Below are 17,310 nucleotides of genomic sequence, written 5' to 3'. Positions count from 1 at the left end.
AGGTTCCCCTCCCCCAACCATCACTCCTTCGCGCGCATCCGCACGACGCCGGTCGGGTCAATCATCACCGCACCCTGCGACATCATGTTGTTCACGAAATGCGCGGCGCGGTCGCCGTGCCAGGTGATGTCCGTCACCACCTCGGACGCCACGGCATGGCCGAGCGCGGTCTTGTGGTAGAAGTAGCAGTAGCGCAGCACACCCGCCTTGGTCAGGCCGGAATGCGGCATCCACAGCGCGCCGAGCCAGCGCTTCGCCTGCGTGCCCTTCCATGGCAGTTCAGCATCGCCGATGTAGTCGGACCGGGCGAACTCATCGATCTGCAGCAGCTCCGACCACTGCTTCCAGCCGACCACCGCGAAGCGGCCGCCGTCATCGGGAACATCGGCGGCACCCAGCATTTCGAAGGCCATCAGCACCTTCTGCTTGGTCAGGCCATCCGTATCGGTCAGGCCGGTGCCGACGCCGACCGCTTCCGACGTCGCGGTGTCGAGCGCATCGATGATCAGCTCATCGGTCTTGCGCCCCAGCGCGAAGGCGCCGGCATTGGCGATGACGGTGCGCTCGTCGATGTTCGTCTTGATCTCGTCGAGACGATCGATCCACTCGCCGGCATAGTAGTCCTGCAGGAAGCACTCGGCATTCGAGTATTCCAGGTTCATCACCGGCACGACGCCGTTGCGCGCCTTGGCCGCGGCGGTGCCCTTGCCGACGCGCGGGAAGATGGTGCTCGCCCCCTTCACACCCGTCTTGGAACGGATGGTCGGGCGCAGCTTGCTGCCCTGGCGCTGATAGGCCTCGGCGACCTCGGCCTCGAACTGCTTGACGAAGGCCTGTTCGATGGTGCCCGACATGCGGGGGACCCTTTCAATCGTGGTGTTGAGGGAATGCGCTGGAACACCCGGTTGCCCACGCGGGGCCGGGTGCCGGCGCGGCCCGCGCGCCCTGGGCGGGTTGTGCGCAGGCGAAGGACGAAGGGGCGGGCAGCGCTGCCGCCGTGCGGCGCTCCACCCGCCCCCCCGGGCCTCCGCGCGTTGCCGCGCGGGGCCGCCCGGCGGGACGAACGTCGCGAAGACGCTCAAGCCCCGCCGGAAGTCGGTATCAGCCGGCCCCGCCGACCAACCGCCGGAACCCATCCGTCACGCGCTTGACGAATTCCGGTTCCCGCGTGCGCCAGTACCGCGGGTCGCGCATCATCGCCCGCAGCTCCGTCTCATCACTCGCCGTGCTGGCCTCGGCGCGCGGCGCGAGGCCGGGCTCCTTGCCTTCCATCATCCGGTGCAGGGCGATCACACCCTCGGCGGTGGTGGACAGCGCCTCGAGCACCGGCGCGGGCAGATGCGACCGCCCCCAAGCGGTTATCTGCTGCGCCACGCGGCGGAAGCGTTCTTCGCCGCCGAAATGCTCGCGCAGCTTCTCGACCTGGCGTTCGGTCTCGAACTGTCCGGCGGCCTCGGCGATCAGTGGCAGCAGGCGCTCCGCCGCCAGGTCATAAACCAACTGCGCCTGCGGCTGACTGAAGCCGGCCTCGTGCAGGCGCTGGTTGATTCCGGCATCGGCGCAGCACAGATCGTGCTTCGGCTCGATCGCATAGCCATCCGGACTATCCGGCACGCCGATGGCGCGGCGGAAGCGCGTGCGCTCCTCCTCCGGCGCATCCGCCGCCGGCGGGCCGGTGCGCTGCGACAGCCGGCGCTCCAGCTCGCGATACGACTTCACCAGCGCATCCACGCGAATCTGGCCCGTCTCGGCATCCCAGAACTTCTCGGGTACATCCTCGGGCCGCGCGGCCGTCTGCGGCGCGGCGCCTTCGGCCAGCGCTGTCTCCAGCAGGTCGTCGGGCATCAGGGACTCACTCCTTGGTGGTTTGGGCGGGGGGAAGAAGGATCTCGGCAGGCGCGGAGAGAGTCCGGCCGAGCCATCGCGCGGCTGCCGGCAGGTCGATCTGCGCCAAGGCCTCGGGGCCCATGGCACGCACCGCCTGCAGGAACAGCAGCGTGTTCGCGGCATCCGCGCGGCCCTGCACCTGGGCGAGCGGGCTGCGATACCGCAGCACTGCCTCGCGCCCATCGAGCAGCAGCGGCGGGATCTCCCCGCGCCGCCGCAGGATGGACAGGCAGCGCGAAACCAGCGGCGTCAGCAATTCCGACTGCAGCCGGCCATAGGTCGCGCCGAGCAGCCGCGCGGTCTCGGCCGCGCGTTCCAGCACCTCGGTCGCAGTCATGTTGTCGTGGCGCTGCGGACCAAGCCGGTCGGCGAGCAGCGCGCCACGGATGCGTGCCCGCAAATCGGTCAGCACGAGCTGCGACACGTCGAAATTGCCCGGCGCGGCCAGCGGCGTGAGTCCCGCCGACCCCGGCGCCTTCGGGATGATCGCCCCCGGTTCCAGCCGCACCGTGGCCGGGTTCAGCACGCCGTCATCATCGGCCTGCCAGATGCCCGTCGCGGCGATCGAGGCGTTCTTCAACACCAGTTCCACCACCTTGTTGGCGGTGCGGATGTCGGGCAGCGCCTTGGCGACCGGGCCGCGGCCGTAGGTCTCGCCCGGCGCCTTCAGCCAACGGAAGGCAATGAAGGGGCTGTGGGCGAAGCGCCCCTCGGCCAGCACCACCGGCCCGGCATCGGTCGCCGCGATCGCCATGAAGCGGCTGCCGCTGCGGTCCGGCCAAACCGCCTCGATCACCCGGTGGCGCGGCGCCGCGGCATCCTCGTCATCCGGCAGCGGCGGCATCGGCGCGGTGGGGTAGCGCTGGCGCAGCGCCGCCTCGCTCAGTCGGGCCGCCCGATAGACGGTGTCGAGCCGACCGGACGGGCCTTCCTCCAGCACCGCCTCGCGCAGCGGCACGGCGGTGAAGCGCAGCGCCGAGGCCTCGCCGAGCGGCGCTTCCTCGACCAGCAGCACGCCGGTGCCGGCGATCACCAGGTCGAGAAAGGCCTGATGCATCTCCAACGCGAAATTCGACCGGTCGAGATGCCCCTGCAGCGTCTCCGCCGCATCTTCGAGCGCGACGGCTGCCTGGTTGTCGTCTTCGCCCGGGCGCCCCGGGGCGAGGCCGAACCAGCGCGACCAGGGCGGCGTCAGCTCGGCGAGCAGCGAGGCGGCGAGCTGTTCCGCCGCATCCGCTGCCGTGGCGTCGAAGATCGCGACGCGCTCGGCCGGCATCGCCGGCAGGACGTGGTCGTAGCAATCCCGCCACAGCGCGTCATAGGCCCGGCGCTGGTCGAGGGCGCGGAGATGCCGCGCGAGGATATCCTCCGCCGTCATGGCGTCATTCCCCCAGCAGCGACTTGCGCGTCGCGGTGAAGTCGGACCGCGTGCCAAGCAGGCCGCGGGCGGAGGTGGCGATGGTGCCGGACAGGCCCCGCGTGTTGCGCGCCCTGACCTCGGCACGCGCGGCGGCGGCCGTCTCCTCGGCGGCCTGGGCCGGATCGGTGGTGGTTGTGGTCGTGGCCGGCGCCGATGGCGGCGCAACGACGACGGGCTTCGGGGCACGGAACAGGCCACCCATGCGCGCGCGGCTCCTCTTGCGATGCGGGAAGGGTTCCCCCTCCGCCGCCCGAAAAAGCTGCGGGCCCGCCCCTCGATGAGGAGGAGCGGGCCCGCAAGAGTCTTCGGGGGGAACGGGAGGAAGGCCATCGGGCGCAATTCGCCCCTTGGCGATCGGAGAATTATCCTAGTTAACGGCCGTTGGCAAGATTTTTTTCTCATAAGGGCAAAGATTCTGCGCCAGCCGGCGAAACAGCCCCCAGGGCGTCAGCGCGCGCGGTGCACCTGCGCCCAGCACTGCGCGGCACAGCCCGACACAGGTGCAGGGCAGCAGGCTTGGCAGCCAGCCGGCCCGCGCCGGGCCGGGCGCGAAGGGCCCCACTACGGCAAGGCCCGCCCGCGTGTAGAAGCCCGGCAGGTCGAAACTCGCCGGCACCGCCAGGCGCGCGACGATCAACCGGCCGGACAGCGGTTCGAGCACCGTCCAGCCGGCTTCGTCACGCAACGCCGCGAAGCAATGACGAAAGCCGCGCCGCAGCGGGCGCAGCCAGAACTGGTCGGCCTGGCCGCCAAAGGCGATCCAGACCTGTTGCGGCGCGTCGCGCGCGACGCGCAGATGCGGCGTCATGCGCGCGAACCCTCGGCCTGAGGCCCTGCGTCATGCCCTGAACATTCGGCGCGCAGGACCGTCCGGTAACGTCGGCGCCAGGCGCACAGCCCCCGCCGCCGGACGGGGGCCCCGGCGGCGGCGGCCAGCGCGTGGCTCATGCCACGATGCCCTTCACCCGCAGCGGCCATTCGAGGCGGTTCATCGCCTCGCGCCACTGCGCCGCATCGTTGCGCTCGGACAGGTGGCGCGGGTCAGGCGCGATGCCGCGTTCGCCCCACTGGCGCATCACGCGTGCATGGATCAGGTCGATGCGGCGGTGGCGATAGAGCCGGTCAAGGCATTTGATCACATCATCCGGCTCGCAGGGGCGCACCTTGTCGCCCTTGCCGGCGGAAATGCGGGCACCCTCGTGGCGCGCGATCAGCGCTGACATGGTCCAGAACCAGGCCTCCTCGGCCGAGCAGAAAGGCTCCGCGACCGAGATGCTGGCGAAGCGGGGAGCGTGGGCACTGCGGGGGGCAGTTCGCATGGGGAGGGTCTCGCCTGTGAAGAGAACAATACAAGAACATTAACCGCCCCGGTTGCGCTCAGCAAGCCAAAATAAGGAACATCGACCTATTGATTTCCGAAACAAAACCTAGGATAGCTTGCCCAGGGCGTGGCACATCATCTGGATTCGCGCCCTCGGGATCACTCCCGCCAGCGGAATGGCACCAACCATGCGGCATGATGATATCTGGCGCGCCCTCGATGCCCTCGCGGCGGAACACGGGCTGTCCGCCTCGGGCCTGGCGCGCAAGGCAGGGCTCGACCCCACCGCCTTCAACCCGTCCAAACGCATCGGCGCCGATGGCCGCGCCCGCTGGCCCTCGACCGAGAGTGTCGCCAAGGTGCTCAACGCCACCGGGCGGGGGATCGAGGATTTCGCCTCGCTCGTCTCCGGCCTGCCGGCCCTGCCGCGCGGCGGCGGGCGTGGTGGCGTTGGTCGCCGCGTGCCGCTGATCGGCCTCGCCCAGGCCGGTGGCGAGGGGTATTTCGACGATGGCGGCTACCCGGTCGGCGGCTCCTGGGATGAGATCTCGCTGCCCGAGATCGGCGACCCCAACGCCTATGCACTGGAGATTTCCGGCGAATCCATGGAGCCGGTGTTCCGCGACGGCGATGTCGTCGTCGTCTCCCCCGCCGCCCCGGTCCGCCGCGGCGACCGCGTGGTGGTCCGCACCCAGAAGGGTGAGGTGATGGCCAAGGAGTTGCGCCGCCAATCGGCCAAGCGCATCGAACTGGCCAGCCTCAACCCGGAACACCCGAGCTACAGCTTCGAACTGCCCGAGATCACCTGGATGCACCGGATCATCTGGGCCAGTCAGTGACTGCAATGGCATGGGGCGATGCCTCATGCCGTTGATAAGAGGATGGAAAAAGCACATACCAACGGTCGCGAACAACGAGTGCTGGCACAGGCTAGCCAAGCTTGCCTTGCGAGGCGGGCAGTTTCCATCCGCCGGTTTGCGTCAGCCGATCAGAAACCAGTCCTGCGAGATCGTCCCGACATCCACCCCAATCAGTTCGACGGTGATATCAGCCGCGCTCAGCGAGGTGTAGCCGTCGTTGCCCGAAGCTGAGGCGATCAGGGCGTCACGCAGCCACGCCGCTTTGACGACGAGATGGTCGCCATCCGGCGAGGCGCCGGGGCTGAAGCCGCGGATCTCGTCGATGGCACCGCCGCTGGGCCGCAGCACGAAGGCATCAGCACCTCCGCCGCCAATGATGAGGTCATCACCGGCACCGCCATTGATTGTGTCGTCGCCACTGCCACCGTAGATCGTATCGTTGCCGTCACCCCCGACCAGGCTATCGGCGCCGCCGTCACCCCACATCCTGTCGTTGCCGGCCTGACCGGCCATTTGGTCGGCGCCGTTGCCGCCATAGAGCAGGTCATTGTCCGCGCCGCCCTTGATCGTGTCCGCATCTTCACCGCCGGCGATCGTATCGATGCCAGCATCGCCGAACAGAGCGTCGGGACCATCGTCGCCCCAGATGTGATCGTTGCCGAGCTGACCACCAAGCGTATCGCTACCGGAGCCGCCATGAATCAGATCGTTACCGGCTCCCGCACGGGCAAAATCATTGTCCTGCCCCAGATCGAGATAATCATGCCCACCACCGCTATAGAAAACGTCATCACCCGCACCGCCAATGAAGGTATCAGAATTCGTCGCATGCGAGTATGGATCTCTATTTCCAGAATAGAATACATCATTACCGTCACCACCGACCACATAATCTGAAGAATATGCCCCGTATATGGTATCGTTTCCAATTTCTCCGTACATTATGTTAAAATATCCATAGTCAATGCCAGATATGATGACGTCATCGCCTGCACCAGCAACGATGGAATCCGATCCGCCTAGGCCGACCAGGCTATCATTTCCTGACCCGCCGATAATCGTGTCAGGTCCATCCCCACCGATGATCGTAACGCCGACAGCGCCTTCAGCTAAAATATCTGCCTGCGCATCCTCAACTATCGGTGACAGGAAATTCACGCCACCGATAGTCGTCACAAAATTATCAACGTCCATCTGAACCTCCTGCCCGATTCGTTCTAAGATAAGCGGGCTACGAGACGGTCAGAGGTTCGCTTAATTGCAATTATGCGCGAGGGCCGGACAGGATCTACGCCATCGCGCCCCGCGCCGCGATCGGCCAGAGGCATTCCACCCGCCCCTTCCGCATGCCGACATACCAGTCGTAGCGATCGACCGTCGGATCGCAATGCCCCGGCACCAGCCGCAGCTTCTCTCCCAGCGCCGGCGCTGCGCCGTCCTCGATCATGATCTTGCCGTGCTCATCAGACGCGCCGGCATAGCGCAGCCCCGGCCGCTCCCACACGCCCGGCATGCCGGAATCAACCGACACGCCCTTATGCCCGCAATCCACCACGGCCACGCCCGGCGTCGCCCGGCTCATGACCTGCGACAACACGAACAAGGAATGCCGGAACGGCGGCGCGTCGTCATTCTTCGCGTAATCCACATCCATAAAGGCATAGGACCCCGCCTGGATCTCGGTATAGACGCCGCTCGCCGCCTCATGCCGGAAGGTACCGGTGCCCGCCCCGCCGACGATCGGGCAGTCGAGGCCGCGCTGCTTCAACTGTTCCACCGTCCGGCGCGACCGCGATGCGGCCTCGGCGATCGCCGTGGCCCGCTGTTCCGGCGTGCGCATGTGCTGCGCGCTGCCGTGATACGCCTGCAATCCGCCGAACATCAGCGTCTTGCTCGCCGCGATGCGTTCGGCCAACGCCACTGCCGGCGGCCCATGCTCGACCCCGGCGCGGCCCATCCCGACATCGATCTCGACCAGCACCGGGATGCGCACGCCGGCCGCCTCGGCGGCCTCTTCGACCATCGCGATCTGCGCGGCATCATCGACGCAGACGCCAATCTTGCAGATCCGCGCCAGCGCCGCGAGGCGCGCGAGCTTGCGCGGGCTCACCACCTGGTTCGTCACCAGCACGTCAGGAATGCCGCCCCAGGCGAGCTGCTCCGCCTCACCCACCTTCTGCACGCATTGGCCGACCGCGCCGCGCGCCATCTGCAGCTTCGCCACCACCGCCGACTTGTGCGTCTTGGCATGCGCGCGCAGCTTCACCCCGGTCGGCGCCAGCAGCGCCGCCATGGTGTCGAGGTTGTGCTCGAAGGCATCGAGGTCGATCAGCAGCGCCGGCGTATCGACTTCATCCTCACGCATGCCGGGTTCGGCGGGCGGCGACTGCAACATGGTTCATCCTCTGACCTGGAGCCTGTCCGGCCGGGCAACATCGCCGACAGCCGTCGCTCCGACAATGGACCGGGGCGCTGACGCACCGATGGGAAGCAAAGGCGCCCCGGCTGCGCCATGATGCGGCGATGTTGCCTTCCGATCCAGACGTGCTCGTCATCGGCGCCGGCTGCGCCGGCATCGCCGCGGCGCGCGAACTCGCCGCGCGTGGCCGCAGCTGCGTCGTACTCGAGGCCGGCCCCCGCGTCGGTGGCCGCGCCTACACCGAATCCACCAGCCTCGGCCTGCCCTTCGACCACGGCGCATCGTGGCTGCACCAGGCCGATGACAATCCCCTCACCCTGCTCGCCCGGGCACTCGGGGTCGAGCTGATCAACCACGATGCGCTGCGCCAGCGCCGGCTCGTCACGCAAGGCCGCTTCGCCACGCCCGAGGAAGACCGCGCCTTCGCCACCGCCGAGCAGGATTTCTGGGCGACCATCGAAGCCGCCGCCGCCAATGGCGCCCCCGACCGCCCTGCCTCTCACGCCGCCCCGCAGGCCGGCCCCTGGGACGCCACCATCGCGCATTGGGAAGGCGCGCAAATCTGCGCCGCCGAACTTTCCCGCATGAGCCTGCACGACTTCGCCACCACCGCGCTGGATGGGCCGAACCTCATCATGCGCGACGGCGTCGGTGGTCTCGTCGCGCGCCTCGCGGCCGGCCTGCCGATCCGCCTCGGCGCCGGCGTCGACAGTATCCGCTGGGGCGCGCGCGGCGTCACAGTGGAGGGCGCCTTCGGCAGCCTCTCGGCGCGGGCGGCGATCGTGACCGTCTCGACCGGCGTGCTGGCGGCCGGCGGCATCACCTTCGACCCACCCCTGCCCGCGGCGACGCAAGCGGCCATCCAGGCCCTGCCGCTCGGCCTGCTGACCAAGATCGCCTTCCGCGCCGACCATCCTGACGCGCCCGACCTGCCGCCCTTCACCAGCCTGCGCCGCGCGGTAACACAGGATGGCGACCGGCCGATGTCCTGGATTTCCCGCCTGTTCGGCGACCCGGTGATGATCGCGTTCTGTGGCGGCGCCCGCGCCTGGGCTTTCGCCGGCGTCCCCGCTGCCGCAGAAGCCGAGGCCCGCGCCGAGGCAGCGCAGATCTTCGGCGCCCGCGCCGCCGCAGCTCTGGGCGCCCCCGTGGTCACGCGCTGGGCGGAGGACCCGCTCTTCCGCGGCGCCTACAGCCACGCCATGCCCGGCGCGCAGGCGGCGCGAACCACGCTGGCCCGCCCCCTCGCCGATGGCCGGCTCTGCTTCGCCGGCGAGGCCTGCCACCCGCGCTTCGCCGCGACCGTCGCCGGGGCCTGGGAGAGCGGCGTCACCGCCGCCCGCGCGGTCCCGTAACGCGCCTCAGTGCCCGGCATTCTCCGCCGAGAAATCCGGCGCCTCGAGCCCGCTCGCCACCAGCTGCTTCACCAGCTGCGCCTTGAGCCGATCAAGCCCGGCTTCCGACGACGCCTCACAGCGCGCCACCAGCACTGCCTGGGTGTTAGAGGCGCGCAGCAGCCACCAGCCATCCTCGGTCAGCACGCGCACGCCATCGACGTCCTGCACCTTGGCACCATTGGCGGCCAGGCGGTCCTTGACTTCCTTCACCACGACGAACTTGCGCGCTTCCTCGCAGTTGAAGCGCAGCTCCGGCGTGTTGATCACCTGCGGCAGCGCGGCGCGCACCTCGGACAGCGTCGTGCTCATCCGCGCGACGATGCCGAGCAACCGGATCGCCGAATACGGCGCGTCATCGAAGCCGTACCATTTGTCGGCGAAGAAGATGTGCCCCGACATCTCGCCGGCGAGCGGGCTGCCGGTTTCGGCCATCTTCGCCTTGATCAGCGAATGGCCCGTCTTCCACATCAGCGGATTGCCCCCGGCCTTCGCCACCTCGTCGAACAGCACCTGGGACGCCTTCACATCCGCGATGATCGTCCCGCCCGGCTTCGACTTCAGGACGTCGCGCGCGAGCACGATCAGTAACTGGTCGCCGAACAGGATATGGCCGTCATTGTCGACCACGCCGATGCGGTCCCCATCGCCATCGAAAGCGATGCCGAGATCGGCCTTCTCGCGCGCCACCTCGGTGATGAGCTGCTCGAGGTTCTTCGCCACCGTCGGGTCGGGATGATGGTTGGGGAAGGTGCCGTCCACATCGCCATTGATGACGAAATGCGTCCCCGGCAGGCGTGCCGCCAGCGCCTTCACGATCGGCCCGGCCGAACCATTGCCGGGGTCCCACACCACCTTCAGCTTGCGCTCGCCGCCGTCCCAATCTTCCAGCACGCGCTCGGCATAACGCGGCGCTATGTCCACGGCGCGGTCGGAGCCCACCGCTTCCGGCACCACATCGCCTTCCCCGGCCATGCGCCCGATCTCCTGGATCTGCGTGCCGTAGAACGGCTTCTTGCCGATCATCATCTTGAAGCCGTTGTAGTCGGGCGGGTTATGGCTGCCCGTCACCATCACCGCGCCATCGGCCTGCTGATCGTAAGAAGCGAAGTACAGCATCGGCGTCGCGCACAGTCCGATGCGCACAACCTCCAGCCCGCAGGTCCGCAGCCCGGCCACCAGCTGGGCTTCGAGTTCCGGCGAATGCAGCCGTCCATCATAGCCGACCGCGACACGCTTGCCGCCGGCGCGCACCACAATGGAACCGAAGCAGCGGCCGATCGCGAAGGCGTCCTCCGGCTTCAGCGTCTTACCAACGATACCGCGAATGTCGTATTCGCGCAGAACAGTGGAATCGAAGCGATGGTGGAAGGCGGGCATGGTCACTCCCTGAGAGCGTTTCCCAATCGGATGGCATCACCCGGATGGGTGACGATGCTCGTGCGGTCACTATGCGGGGCCAGCGACGCCCCGCGCCGGCAGGCTACGGGCGGCCGATCGATGAATAGGTGATCCCGGCCGCGCGCATCGCCACCGGGTCCCACACATTGCGAAGGTCTAGAACAATGCCGCCCTTCATGGCGGCCTTGAGGCGATCCGGTGACAAGGCGCGGAACTCGTTCCATTCCGTCAGCACGACCACGGCATCGGCACCCTCGGCCGCGGCCAGCGCCGTTCCGGTGAAGTCGATCGCCGCCGGCAGGGCCTGCCGCGCATGGGCCGGTTGCGGGTCGTAAGCCACGACCTCGACCCCGGCAGCGACAAGCGCCGGCAGGATCACCAACGACGGCGCATCGCGCATGTCGTCCGTCTCGGGCTTGAAGGTCACGCCCAGCACGCCGACGCGCTTGCCCTTCGGGTCCGGCCCGAGTGCCGCGAGGATGCGCTCGGCCATCTCCGCCTTGCGCCCGTCATTCACCGCGATGGTGGTTTCGACCAGGCGCACCGGGCTGCCGGCATCCTGCGCGGTGCGCGCCAGCGCCAGCGTGTCCTTGGGGAAGCATGACCCACCATAACCCGGACCGGGATGCAGGAATTTGCGCCCGATCCGACCATCGAGGCCCATGCCGCGCGCGACGTCATGCACGTCGGCGCCAACCTTCTCGCACAGGTTGGCGATTTCGTTGATGAAGGTGATCTTCACCGCGAGGAAGGCATTCGCGGCGTATTTGATCAGTTCCGCACTCTCGATCGACACCGCGAGCACCGGCGTCTCGATCAGATAGAGCGGGCGATACAGCCGCTTCAGCGTCGCCAGCGCAAAGTCGTCATCAACGCCGATGACAACGCGGTCCGGCCGCATGAAGTCGCCGATCGCGCTGCCCTCGCGCAGGAATTCCGGATTGGAGGCCACCGAAATCTTCGCGTCCGGCCTGACCCGGCGGACAATCTCCTGGACCTCCCGCCCGGTGCCGACCGGGACGGTGGATTTCGTCACGATCACCAGCGGCCCCTCGGCCGCCTTCGCCACCTGTTCCGCCGCGGCGTAGACATAGGAAAGGTCGGCATGCCCATCGCCACGCCGCGTCGGCGTACCCACGGCGAGGAACACCGCATCGGCCCCCTTCACCGCGGTCGCGAGGTCGGTGGTGAAGGTTAGCCTGCCGTCGCGCACATTCTCGGCGACCAGCTTCTCCAGCCCCGGCTCATAAATCGGCATCCGACCGGCATGCAGACCGGCGATCTTGTCGGGATCGACGTCCATCACGGTTACGTCAACGCCGAATTCAGCAAAGCACGCGCCTGAGACGAGACCGACGTAACCGGCGCCGATCATTGCGATACGCATGGGGATCCCTCGTGTCTGGGCAGGGCGCTGGAATGCCGCTTTATGGCCGCTCTTGCAAGCCGATCAGGCGGCATCTTCAACCTTCGGTAGCAGCGACATCAGCGCGTCGATGTCCCGCTCGGGTCGGCAGAGCAGGTACAATCCGCCACTCGCGCCGCCGCGCAGCGGGAAGGGTGTCAGCCCGATATCGGCATAGACGCGCAGCAAGGCGGGTCCGGCCCGCCAGAAAGCCGGGTCGACGCCGGCCTGCTCGCAGATGTCGCGAAAGCGCCATATCGCCGAAACCCTGTCCTTCTCCTCGCCCGCCGGATCGCCCAGGGCGAGCCAGACGCCATCCCGCTTCACAAAGGCGCAACCGGCCCGGCCCGCCTGCCCGAAGACGGCACCATCGGCCGCGCCGACCGCGGGCGCGACCGCGCCAAGCGCCATCAGGCGCTGCCGGACAGCCTCGTCATACGGCACCGCCGCACTGCGGGCAGGCCGCAACAGCCCCGCCGCCGCACCGAGCAGCAGCACGCCGGCAAGACCCACGGCGAAGCGCAGCGTGCGCGGCGCTTCATCCGACAGCACCACGCCCCACCAGGACATGCCGCCATAGGGGCCGGCATAGGCGATGCGCGCCAAGGTCAGCGCACTCAGCGCCAGCGCGGCGAGCGCGGCCACTGTCTCCGCCGACAGCGGTTCGGTGGTCAGCCAGGCACGGCGGTAGAATGCCGGCCGCACCGTGGTCAGCAGCAGCGCCAGCAACACGAAGCCACCGATCAGCCACCAGGGCTCGCCGCGCAGCCACACCACCGCCGCACCGTTCATCAGCAGCACCAGCGTCGCCCACCAGGCGATCGCCAGCCGACGCATCAGCCCATAGGCGGCGACGAGCAGCAGGCAGCCGACGACGGAAGCGGCGAAATGGCTCGCCGCATCGTCCAGCACGTCGAAGATGCCATCAAGCATGTTCGGCTTGGGCGGCAGCGCGCCGATGATGATCATGGTCATCGCCGCGAGGCCGGTCAGCGCCGCCATCGCCGGCACCTCGAAGGACACGGCAACGCCGCGTTCGAACGAGAAGCGGTCCATCAGGTGGCGACGTTGGCTCACCTCGAAGGCGGCGAACATCAGCCCGGCGATGAACAGCGGCACGATGTAGTAGAACATGCGGAATAGCAGCAGCGCGCCGATCACCACCGGCGCCGGCAGATACCCCGACAGCCCGATCAGGATCGCGCCGTCGAAGACGCCGATGCCGCCCGGCACATTGGCGATGATCCCGGCCGACAGCGCCAGCACATAGACGCCGAGGAAATGCAGGAAGGTCAGCCCTTCGACCGGTGGCAGCAGGGTCCAGAAGATCAGCGCCGTCACCGCGACATCGGCGGAGGCGAGCGCGGTCTGCGCCACCGCCATGCGGAATCCCGGCAGGTCGATCTGGTGCCCGAACAGGCGGAAATGCGGCACGAACCGCGCGAGCAGGATGTAGCTCGAGACGATCACCCACATGACCAGCCCGGCCGCCTGCATGACCCAGCGAGGCGTGCCGCCGCCGAAGAAGGGCAGCACCTCCGGCTCGGCGACCAGCACGAGCCCACCCAGCGCGAAGCCGCCCAACCCGAAGGTCAGAGAGGTGAAGGCCACCACCTTGGCGATGGCGAGCGGCGGCAACCCCCAGGCGGCGTAGAAGCGAAAGCGGATCGCCGCCCCCGATACCGTGGCGAAGCCGAGATTGTTGGCCAGCGCGTAGGCCACGAAGGACGCCAGCGAGGTCCGCGAATAGGACACCGGATGGCCGGCATAGACCGACCCCAACCGGTCATAGGCCGTGAGCACGATATAGGCGGCCAGGGTAAAGCCGGCCGCGGCCCAGAGCGAGGCGGCGGACGTGCTGTCCAGCGCGCCCTTGATGTCCGCCCAGGACAGGGTGCGGAATTCCCGCTGCACGACATAGAGCGCGCCGCCCAGCAGCAGCAGCCCGAACACAGTCGCCCCATGCCGTTTTGCCCAGGCGAGGGCGCGCGCGCCGATGGTCACGCGGCCGGGCTCTCCTGCCGCGCCAGCGCCGTCTCGATCAACCCGATCGTGCCGGCGATGCCGTAGAGCGCGACGAAGCCGCCGAAGCGTGGGCCTTCCTCCTGTCCGAGCAACACCTGGTACAGCGCGTTGAACCAGGCGCGCGACACGCCCATCGAGCCGTCCTTGTTCGCCTGCAAGAAGGGCTCGCGACGACCGGCGTCATAGACCAGGTCCTGGATCGCCTTCGCACGATCCTCGGGCGGCATGGCTTCGAGGTCGGCCACGCGGTCGCGCAGCATGGCCATCAGCGCCGTCAGCGCCTCGCGTTCCGCATCACTGGGGAGGCGATAGCGCTTCGTCGGCGCCACGAAATCCCGATAGTAATGGACCGCGTGCTCGACCAGCTTCGCCAGCATCGGCTGGGTCGCCGGCGTCGCGCCGGGCGCGTAGCGCGCAAGGAAGCCCCACAGGATCTCCGGGTCGTCCGCATTCACCACGGAGGCCAGGTTCAGCAGCATGGCGAAAGGAACCGGCGGTTCCGGGTCGTTCGGCACGCTGCCGCCATGGATGTGCCAGGCGGGGTTGGTCGGGTCGGGTGCGGCGCGCAGCCGGACGCGATGCTGCAGGTATTCGTCCACCGCGCGCGGGATCTGGTCGAAGAACAGCCGCTTGGCCCGCTGGGGCTGATTGTACATGTATTGCGACAGGCTCTCGGCCGGCGCGTAGCGCAGCCATTCGTCGATGGTCAGCCCATTGCCCTTCGACTTGCTGATCTTCTGGCCCTGTTCGTCGAGGAAATGCTCGTAGGTGAAGGCCTCCGGCGCTTCCGCCCCCATCACGCGGCAGATCGCCGAGGATAGCCGCACGGAATCAATCAGATCCTTGCCCGACATCTCGTAATCGACGCCCAGCGCGTACCAGCGCAGTGCCCAATCGGCCTTCCACTGCGCCTTGCAATGACCGCCGGTGATGCGCGTCGCGTGGCGCTCGCCATTCTCGGGGTCACGCCAGATCAGCAGGTCCTCGGAGGGGCGGACCTCGTCCATCGGCACCTGCATGACCACGCCGGTCTTGGGATGGATCGGCAGGAAGGGCGAATAGGTGGCGCGGCGGTCCGGCCCGAGCGTCGGCAGGATGACGCTACGCACCTCCTCATGCTTCTCCGCCATGCGGATCAGTGCCTCGTCGAAGCGGCCCGAGCGGTAATAGTCGGACGACGAGGCGAATTCGTAATCGAAGCCGAAGGCGTCGAGGAACGCGCGCAGCCTCGCATTGTTGTGATGCCCGAAGCTCTCATGCGTGCCGAAAGGGTCGGGAATCGCGGTGACCGAGCGGCCGAGATGCTGCGCCAGCATCTCCTTGTTCGGCACGTTGTCGGGAACCTTGCGCAGCCCATCCATGTCGTCGCTGAAGGCGATCAGGCGCGATCGCAACCCGGTCATCAGTTCAAAGGCGCGACGTACCCAGGAGGTGCGCGCAACCTCCCCGAAGGTGCCGATATGCGGCAGGCCCGAGGGGCCGTAGCCGGTTTCGAACAGCGCCGTGTCCTTGCCCGATTTCGCCACCCGCGCGGCGACCTTGCGCGCTTCCTCGAAGGGCCAGGCCTTCACGGTGGAGAGATCGGCGGCGGGCTGGATCGTCACGATGGCGAAACTCATTTGAAAACCGGAGGGGCGTTATAGGTGGCCAAGGGTCGCGAGGCGACCCTTGGTGAGTCTTGTCATGCCCTCAAACGCCGAGCGCGGCCCATCCGGGCAGCTTGGCTTCGAGCCGTGCACTGGCGCACCGTGCGCGCGGGCGGTCTGGGCGTGGTGGCGCTTTGCGCTCCCGGATCGAGGCGTGGCCTCGATCCGAGATCCTCCCGACACCAGGCGCGGCCCATCCGGGCCGCCTGGGTTCGCGCCGTACGCTGGCGCACAGCGGGCGATGGGCAGTCCGGGCGCGGCCTCGCCGTGCGCTCCCAGGCCGAGGCATGGCCTCGATCCATGGCCTCACCATGGAGCAGGCTGCGCTCTGGCCTCGATCCTCGTCCTGGCCGTCAGCCGCCGCGCCATGTCCGGGGCCGGGGTCCGCCCTGCCCTGCCACATGGGCCGAAACAGCACTGAACCATTGGTCCGGCCGCGCCTTTGCGCTAATCATCGCGCCCCTTCAACCCTCGAAAGGACACTGAGGGACATGCGTGTCGGTATTGTCGGCGCCACCGGAGCGGTGGGTCGCGAGCTTGTGGATGTTCTGGGGCGCCGGGCCTTCCCGGTCACCTCGCTGAGGCTGTTCGCCTCCGCCCGCAGCGCCGGCACGAAAACGAAAACGCCCTTCGGCGATGTGACGATCGAGGAATTCTCCGACGCCGCCGTGCGTGACCTCGACCTCGCTCTGCTCGCCGTCTCTGGCGACTTCGCCAAGGCGCATGCCCCGAAGATGGTCGAGGCTGGCGTGACGGTGGTGGACAACTCCTCCGCCTTCCGGCTGGAGGACCACGTCCCCCTGGTGGTGCCCGAGGTGAATGCCGGCGCCATCGGCGGCGCGCGGCTGATCGCCAACCCGAACTGCACCACGGCGATCCTGGTTGTGGCACTCGAGCCGCTGCGCCAGGCCTTCGGGCTGCGCCGCGTCATCGTGTCCACCTACCAGGCGGCCTCGGGCGCCGGGGCGGAGGGCATGGCGGAACTCGAACGCGAATCCCGCCGCATGCTGGTGGAAGGCGTGAAGCCGGAGCACGACGTGTTCCGCTGGCCGCTCGCCTTCAATGTCATCCCGCAGATCGATGCCTTCCAGCCCAACGGCTACACGCGGGAGGAAATGAAGGTCGCCTGGGAAAGCCGGAAGATCATGGGCCTGCCGGACCTGCCCATCTCCTGCACCGCGGTGCGCATCCCGACCATGCGGGTGCATGCCGAAGCCGTCACCATCGAGACGGAACGCCCCGTCACGCCGGAAGCGGCGCGCGAGGTGCTGCGTCACGCCGCCGGCGTGAAGGTGGTCGATGACCCCGAGCACGGCATCTACCCGATGCCGATCAACGCGACAGGCCAGGACGACGTCGAAGCGGGGCGCATCCGCGCCAACCCGGTCTTCGGGGATCGCGGCCTCGACTTCTTCCTGTGCGGCGACCAGCTGCTGAAAGGCGCCGCCCTGAACGCGGTGCAGATCGCCGAACGGCTGCCGATGGCGGCCCGCAGGGCGGCCTGACGCCCGACCCGGAATCGCGGAGCAGGC

At 68.2% G+C, this 17,310-nt stretch carries 15 protein-coding genes; 3 read left to right on the top strand and 12 right to left on the bottom strand.

Annotated elements, in window-relative coordinates; translation table 11 throughout:
- Positions 1-20 precede the first annotated feature (20 nt).
- From IEY36_RS12035 to IEY36_RS12010, 6 genes are all read right to left on the bottom strand, one after another.
- Positions 21-854 carry a phage capsid protein gene (locus IEY36_RS12035; protein ID WP_188967308.1) on the bottom strand — a complete coding sequence of 278 codons (834 nt, stop codon included), beginning with the start codon at positions 852-854 and terminating at the stop codon, positions 21-23.
- Positions 855-1,101: 247 nt separating this feature from the next.
- On the bottom strand, positions 1,102-1,845 hold the full coding sequence (locus IEY36_RS12030) for a capsid assembly protein (protein ID WP_188967307.1): 744 nt from the start codon (positions 1,843-1,845) through the stop codon (positions 1,102-1,104).
- A 7-nt stretch (positions 1,846-1,852) separates the two neighbouring features.
- On the bottom strand, positions 1,853-3,265 hold the full coding sequence (locus tag IEY36_RS12025; protein WP_188967306.1) for a portal protein: 1,413 nt from the start codon (positions 3,263-3,265) through the stop codon (positions 1,853-1,855).
- A 4-nt stretch (positions 3,266-3,269) separates the two neighbouring features.
- On the bottom strand, positions 3,270-3,509 hold the full coding sequence (locus IEY36_RS12020; protein WP_188967305.1) for a hypothetical protein: 240 nt from the start codon (positions 3,507-3,509) through the stop codon (positions 3,270-3,272).
- A 165-nt stretch (positions 3,510-3,674) separates the two neighbouring features.
- Positions 3,675-4,115 (bottom strand): hypothetical protein, encoded by a 441-nt coding sequence (locus IEY36_RS12015; RefSeq protein ID WP_188967304.1) that lies wholly within the window; start codon positions 4,113-4,115, stop codon positions 3,675-3,677.
- A 136-nt stretch (positions 4,116-4,251) separates the two neighbouring features.
- Positions 4,252-4,626 carry a hypothetical protein gene (locus tag IEY36_RS12010; protein WP_188967303.1) on the bottom strand — a complete coding sequence of 125 codons (375 nt, stop codon included), beginning with the start codon at positions 4,624-4,626 and terminating at the stop codon, positions 4,252-4,254.
- A gap of 190 nt (positions 4,627-4,816) precedes the next feature.
- Between IEY36_RS12010 and IEY36_RS12005 the strand changes: the two genes are divergently transcribed.
- Positions 4,817-5,467: a S24 family peptidase gene (locus IEY36_RS12005; RefSeq protein WP_188967302.1), complete on the top strand. Its 651-nt coding sequence runs from the start codon at positions 4,817-4,819 to the stop codon at positions 5,465-5,467.
- A 141-nt stretch (positions 5,468-5,608) separates the two neighbouring features.
- Here IEY36_RS12005 and IEY36_RS12000 read toward each other — a convergent pair whose 3' ends face one another.
- Entirely contained in the window at positions 5,609-6,682 is a 1,074-nt protein-coding gene (locus IEY36_RS12000; protein WP_188967301.1) for a calcium-binding protein, read from the bottom strand.
- 94 nt (positions 6,683-6,776) lie between these two features.
- Positions 6,777-7,883: a DSD1 family PLP-dependent enzyme gene (locus tag IEY36_RS11995; RefSeq protein WP_188967300.1), complete on the bottom strand. Its 1,107-nt coding sequence runs from the start codon at positions 7,881-7,883 to the stop codon at positions 6,777-6,779.
- Positions 7,884-8,011: 128 nt separating this feature from the next.
- Between IEY36_RS11995 and IEY36_RS11990 the strand changes: the two genes are divergently transcribed.
- On the top strand, positions 8,012-9,262 hold the full coding sequence (locus tag IEY36_RS11990) for a flavin monoamine oxidase family protein (protein ID WP_188967299.1): 1,251 nt from the start codon (positions 8,012-8,014) through the stop codon (positions 9,260-9,262).
- A gap of 6 nt (positions 9,263-9,268) precedes the next feature.
- Here the strand turns inward: IEY36_RS11990 and pgmG are convergent, their stop codons facing one another.
- The 4 genes from pgmG to IEY36_RS11970 all read right to left on the bottom strand — a co-directional run bounded on the left by pgmG (position 9,269) and on the right by IEY36_RS11970 (position 15,751).
- Positions 9,269-10,681, bottom strand: coding sequence for a phosphoglucomutase/phosphomannomutase PgmG (gene pgmG / locus IEY36_RS11985; protein WP_188967298.1), 1,413 nt, complete (start codon positions 10,679-10,681; stop codon positions 9,269-9,271).
- Between the two features lie 103 nt (positions 10,682-10,784).
- Complete coding sequence (locus IEY36_RS11980; RefSeq protein ID WP_188967297.1) at positions 10,785-12,089, bottom strand: UDP-glucose dehydrogenase family protein; 1,305 nt, start codon at positions 12,087-12,089, stop codon at positions 10,785-10,787.
- Positions 12,090-12,152: 63 nt separating this feature from the next.
- Positions 12,153-14,111, bottom strand: a complete 1,959-nt coding sequence (locus IEY36_RS11975; RefSeq protein WP_229681266.1) for a phosphatidylglycerol lysyltransferase domain-containing protein — start codon at positions 14,109-14,111, stop codon at positions 12,153-12,155.
- The gene (locus tag IEY36_RS11970) at positions 14,108-15,751 is read right to left on the bottom strand and encodes a lysine--tRNA ligase (protein ID WP_188967296.1); all 1,644 of its coding nucleotides are present in this window, start codon (positions 15,749-15,751) and stop codon (positions 14,108-14,110) included. Before IEY36_RS11970 ends, IEY36_RS11975 begins: the two co-directional genes overlap by 4 nt.
- Positions 15,752-16,269: 518 nt before the next feature.
- On the opposite strand from IEY36_RS11970, the gene IEY36_RS11965 reads away from it, so the two are divergent.
- Positions 16,270-17,283 (top strand): aspartate-semialdehyde dehydrogenase, encoded by a 1,014-nt coding sequence (locus IEY36_RS11965; protein ID WP_188967295.1) that lies wholly within the window; start codon positions 16,270-16,272, stop codon positions 17,281-17,283.
- The last annotated feature ends 27 nt before the right edge of the window (positions 17,284-17,310 follow it).

The organism is Neoroseomonas lacus (genome assembly GCF_014644535.1).
GTDB classification, from domain to species: Bacteria; Pseudomonadota; Alphaproteobacteria; order Acetobacterales; family Acetobacteraceae; genus Neoroseomonas; species Neoroseomonas lacus.
This window is presented reverse-complemented; position numbering and strand designations above follow the sequence as displayed.

Bases quoted from the DNA above. Each gene is read 5' to 3' on its own strand.
- IEY36_RS12035 (WP_188967308.1), bottom strand. From the start codon at position 854: ATGTCGGGCACCATCGAACAGGCCTTCGTCAAGCAGTTCGAGGCCGAG.
- IEY36_RS12030 (WP_188967307.1), bottom strand. From the start codon at position 1,845: ATGCCCGACGACCTGCTGGAGACAGCGCTGGCCGAAGGCGCCGCGCCG.
- IEY36_RS12025 (WP_188967306.1), bottom strand. From the start codon at position 3,265: ATGACGGCGGAGGATATCCTCGCGCGGCATCTCCGCGCCCTCGACCAG.
- IEY36_RS12020 (WP_188967305.1), bottom strand. From the start codon at position 3,509: ATGGGTGGCCTGTTCCGTGCCCCGAAGCCCGTCGTCGTTGCGCCGCCA.
- IEY36_RS12015 (WP_188967304.1), bottom strand. From the start codon at position 4,115: ATGACGCCGCATCTGCGCGTCGCGCGCGACGCGCCGCAACAGGTCTGG.
- IEY36_RS12010 (WP_188967303.1), bottom strand. From the start codon at position 4,626: ATGCGAACTGCCCCCCGCAGTGCCCACGCTCCCCGCTTCGCCAGCATC.
- IEY36_RS12005 (WP_188967302.1), top strand. From the start codon at position 4,817: ATGCGGCATGATGATATCTGGCGCGCCCTCGATGCCCTCGCGGCGGAA.
- IEY36_RS12000 (WP_188967301.1), bottom strand. From the start codon at position 6,682: ATGGACGTTGATAATTTTGTGACGACTATCGGTGGCGTGAATTTCCTG.
- IEY36_RS11995 (WP_188967300.1), bottom strand. From the start codon at position 7,883: ATGTTGCAGTCGCCGCCCGCCGAACCCGGCATGCGTGAGGATGAAGTC.
- IEY36_RS11990 (WP_188967299.1), top strand. From the start codon at position 8,012: ATGTTGCCTTCCGATCCAGACGTGCTCGTCATCGGCGCCGGCTGCGCC.
- pgmG (WP_188967298.1), bottom strand. From the start codon at position 10,681: ATGCCCGCCTTCCACCATCGCTTCGATTCCACTGTTCTGCGCGAATAC.
- IEY36_RS11980 (WP_188967297.1), bottom strand. From the start codon at position 12,089: ATGCGTATCGCAATGATCGGCGCCGGTTACGTCGGTCTCGTCTCAGGC.
- IEY36_RS11970 (WP_188967296.1), bottom strand. From the start codon at position 15,751: ATGAGTTTCGCCATCGTGACGATCCAGCCCGCCGCCGATCTCTCCACC.
- IEY36_RS11965 (WP_188967295.1), top strand. From the start codon at position 16,270: ATGCGTGTCGGTATTGTCGGCGCCACCGGAGCGGTGGGTCGCGAGCTT.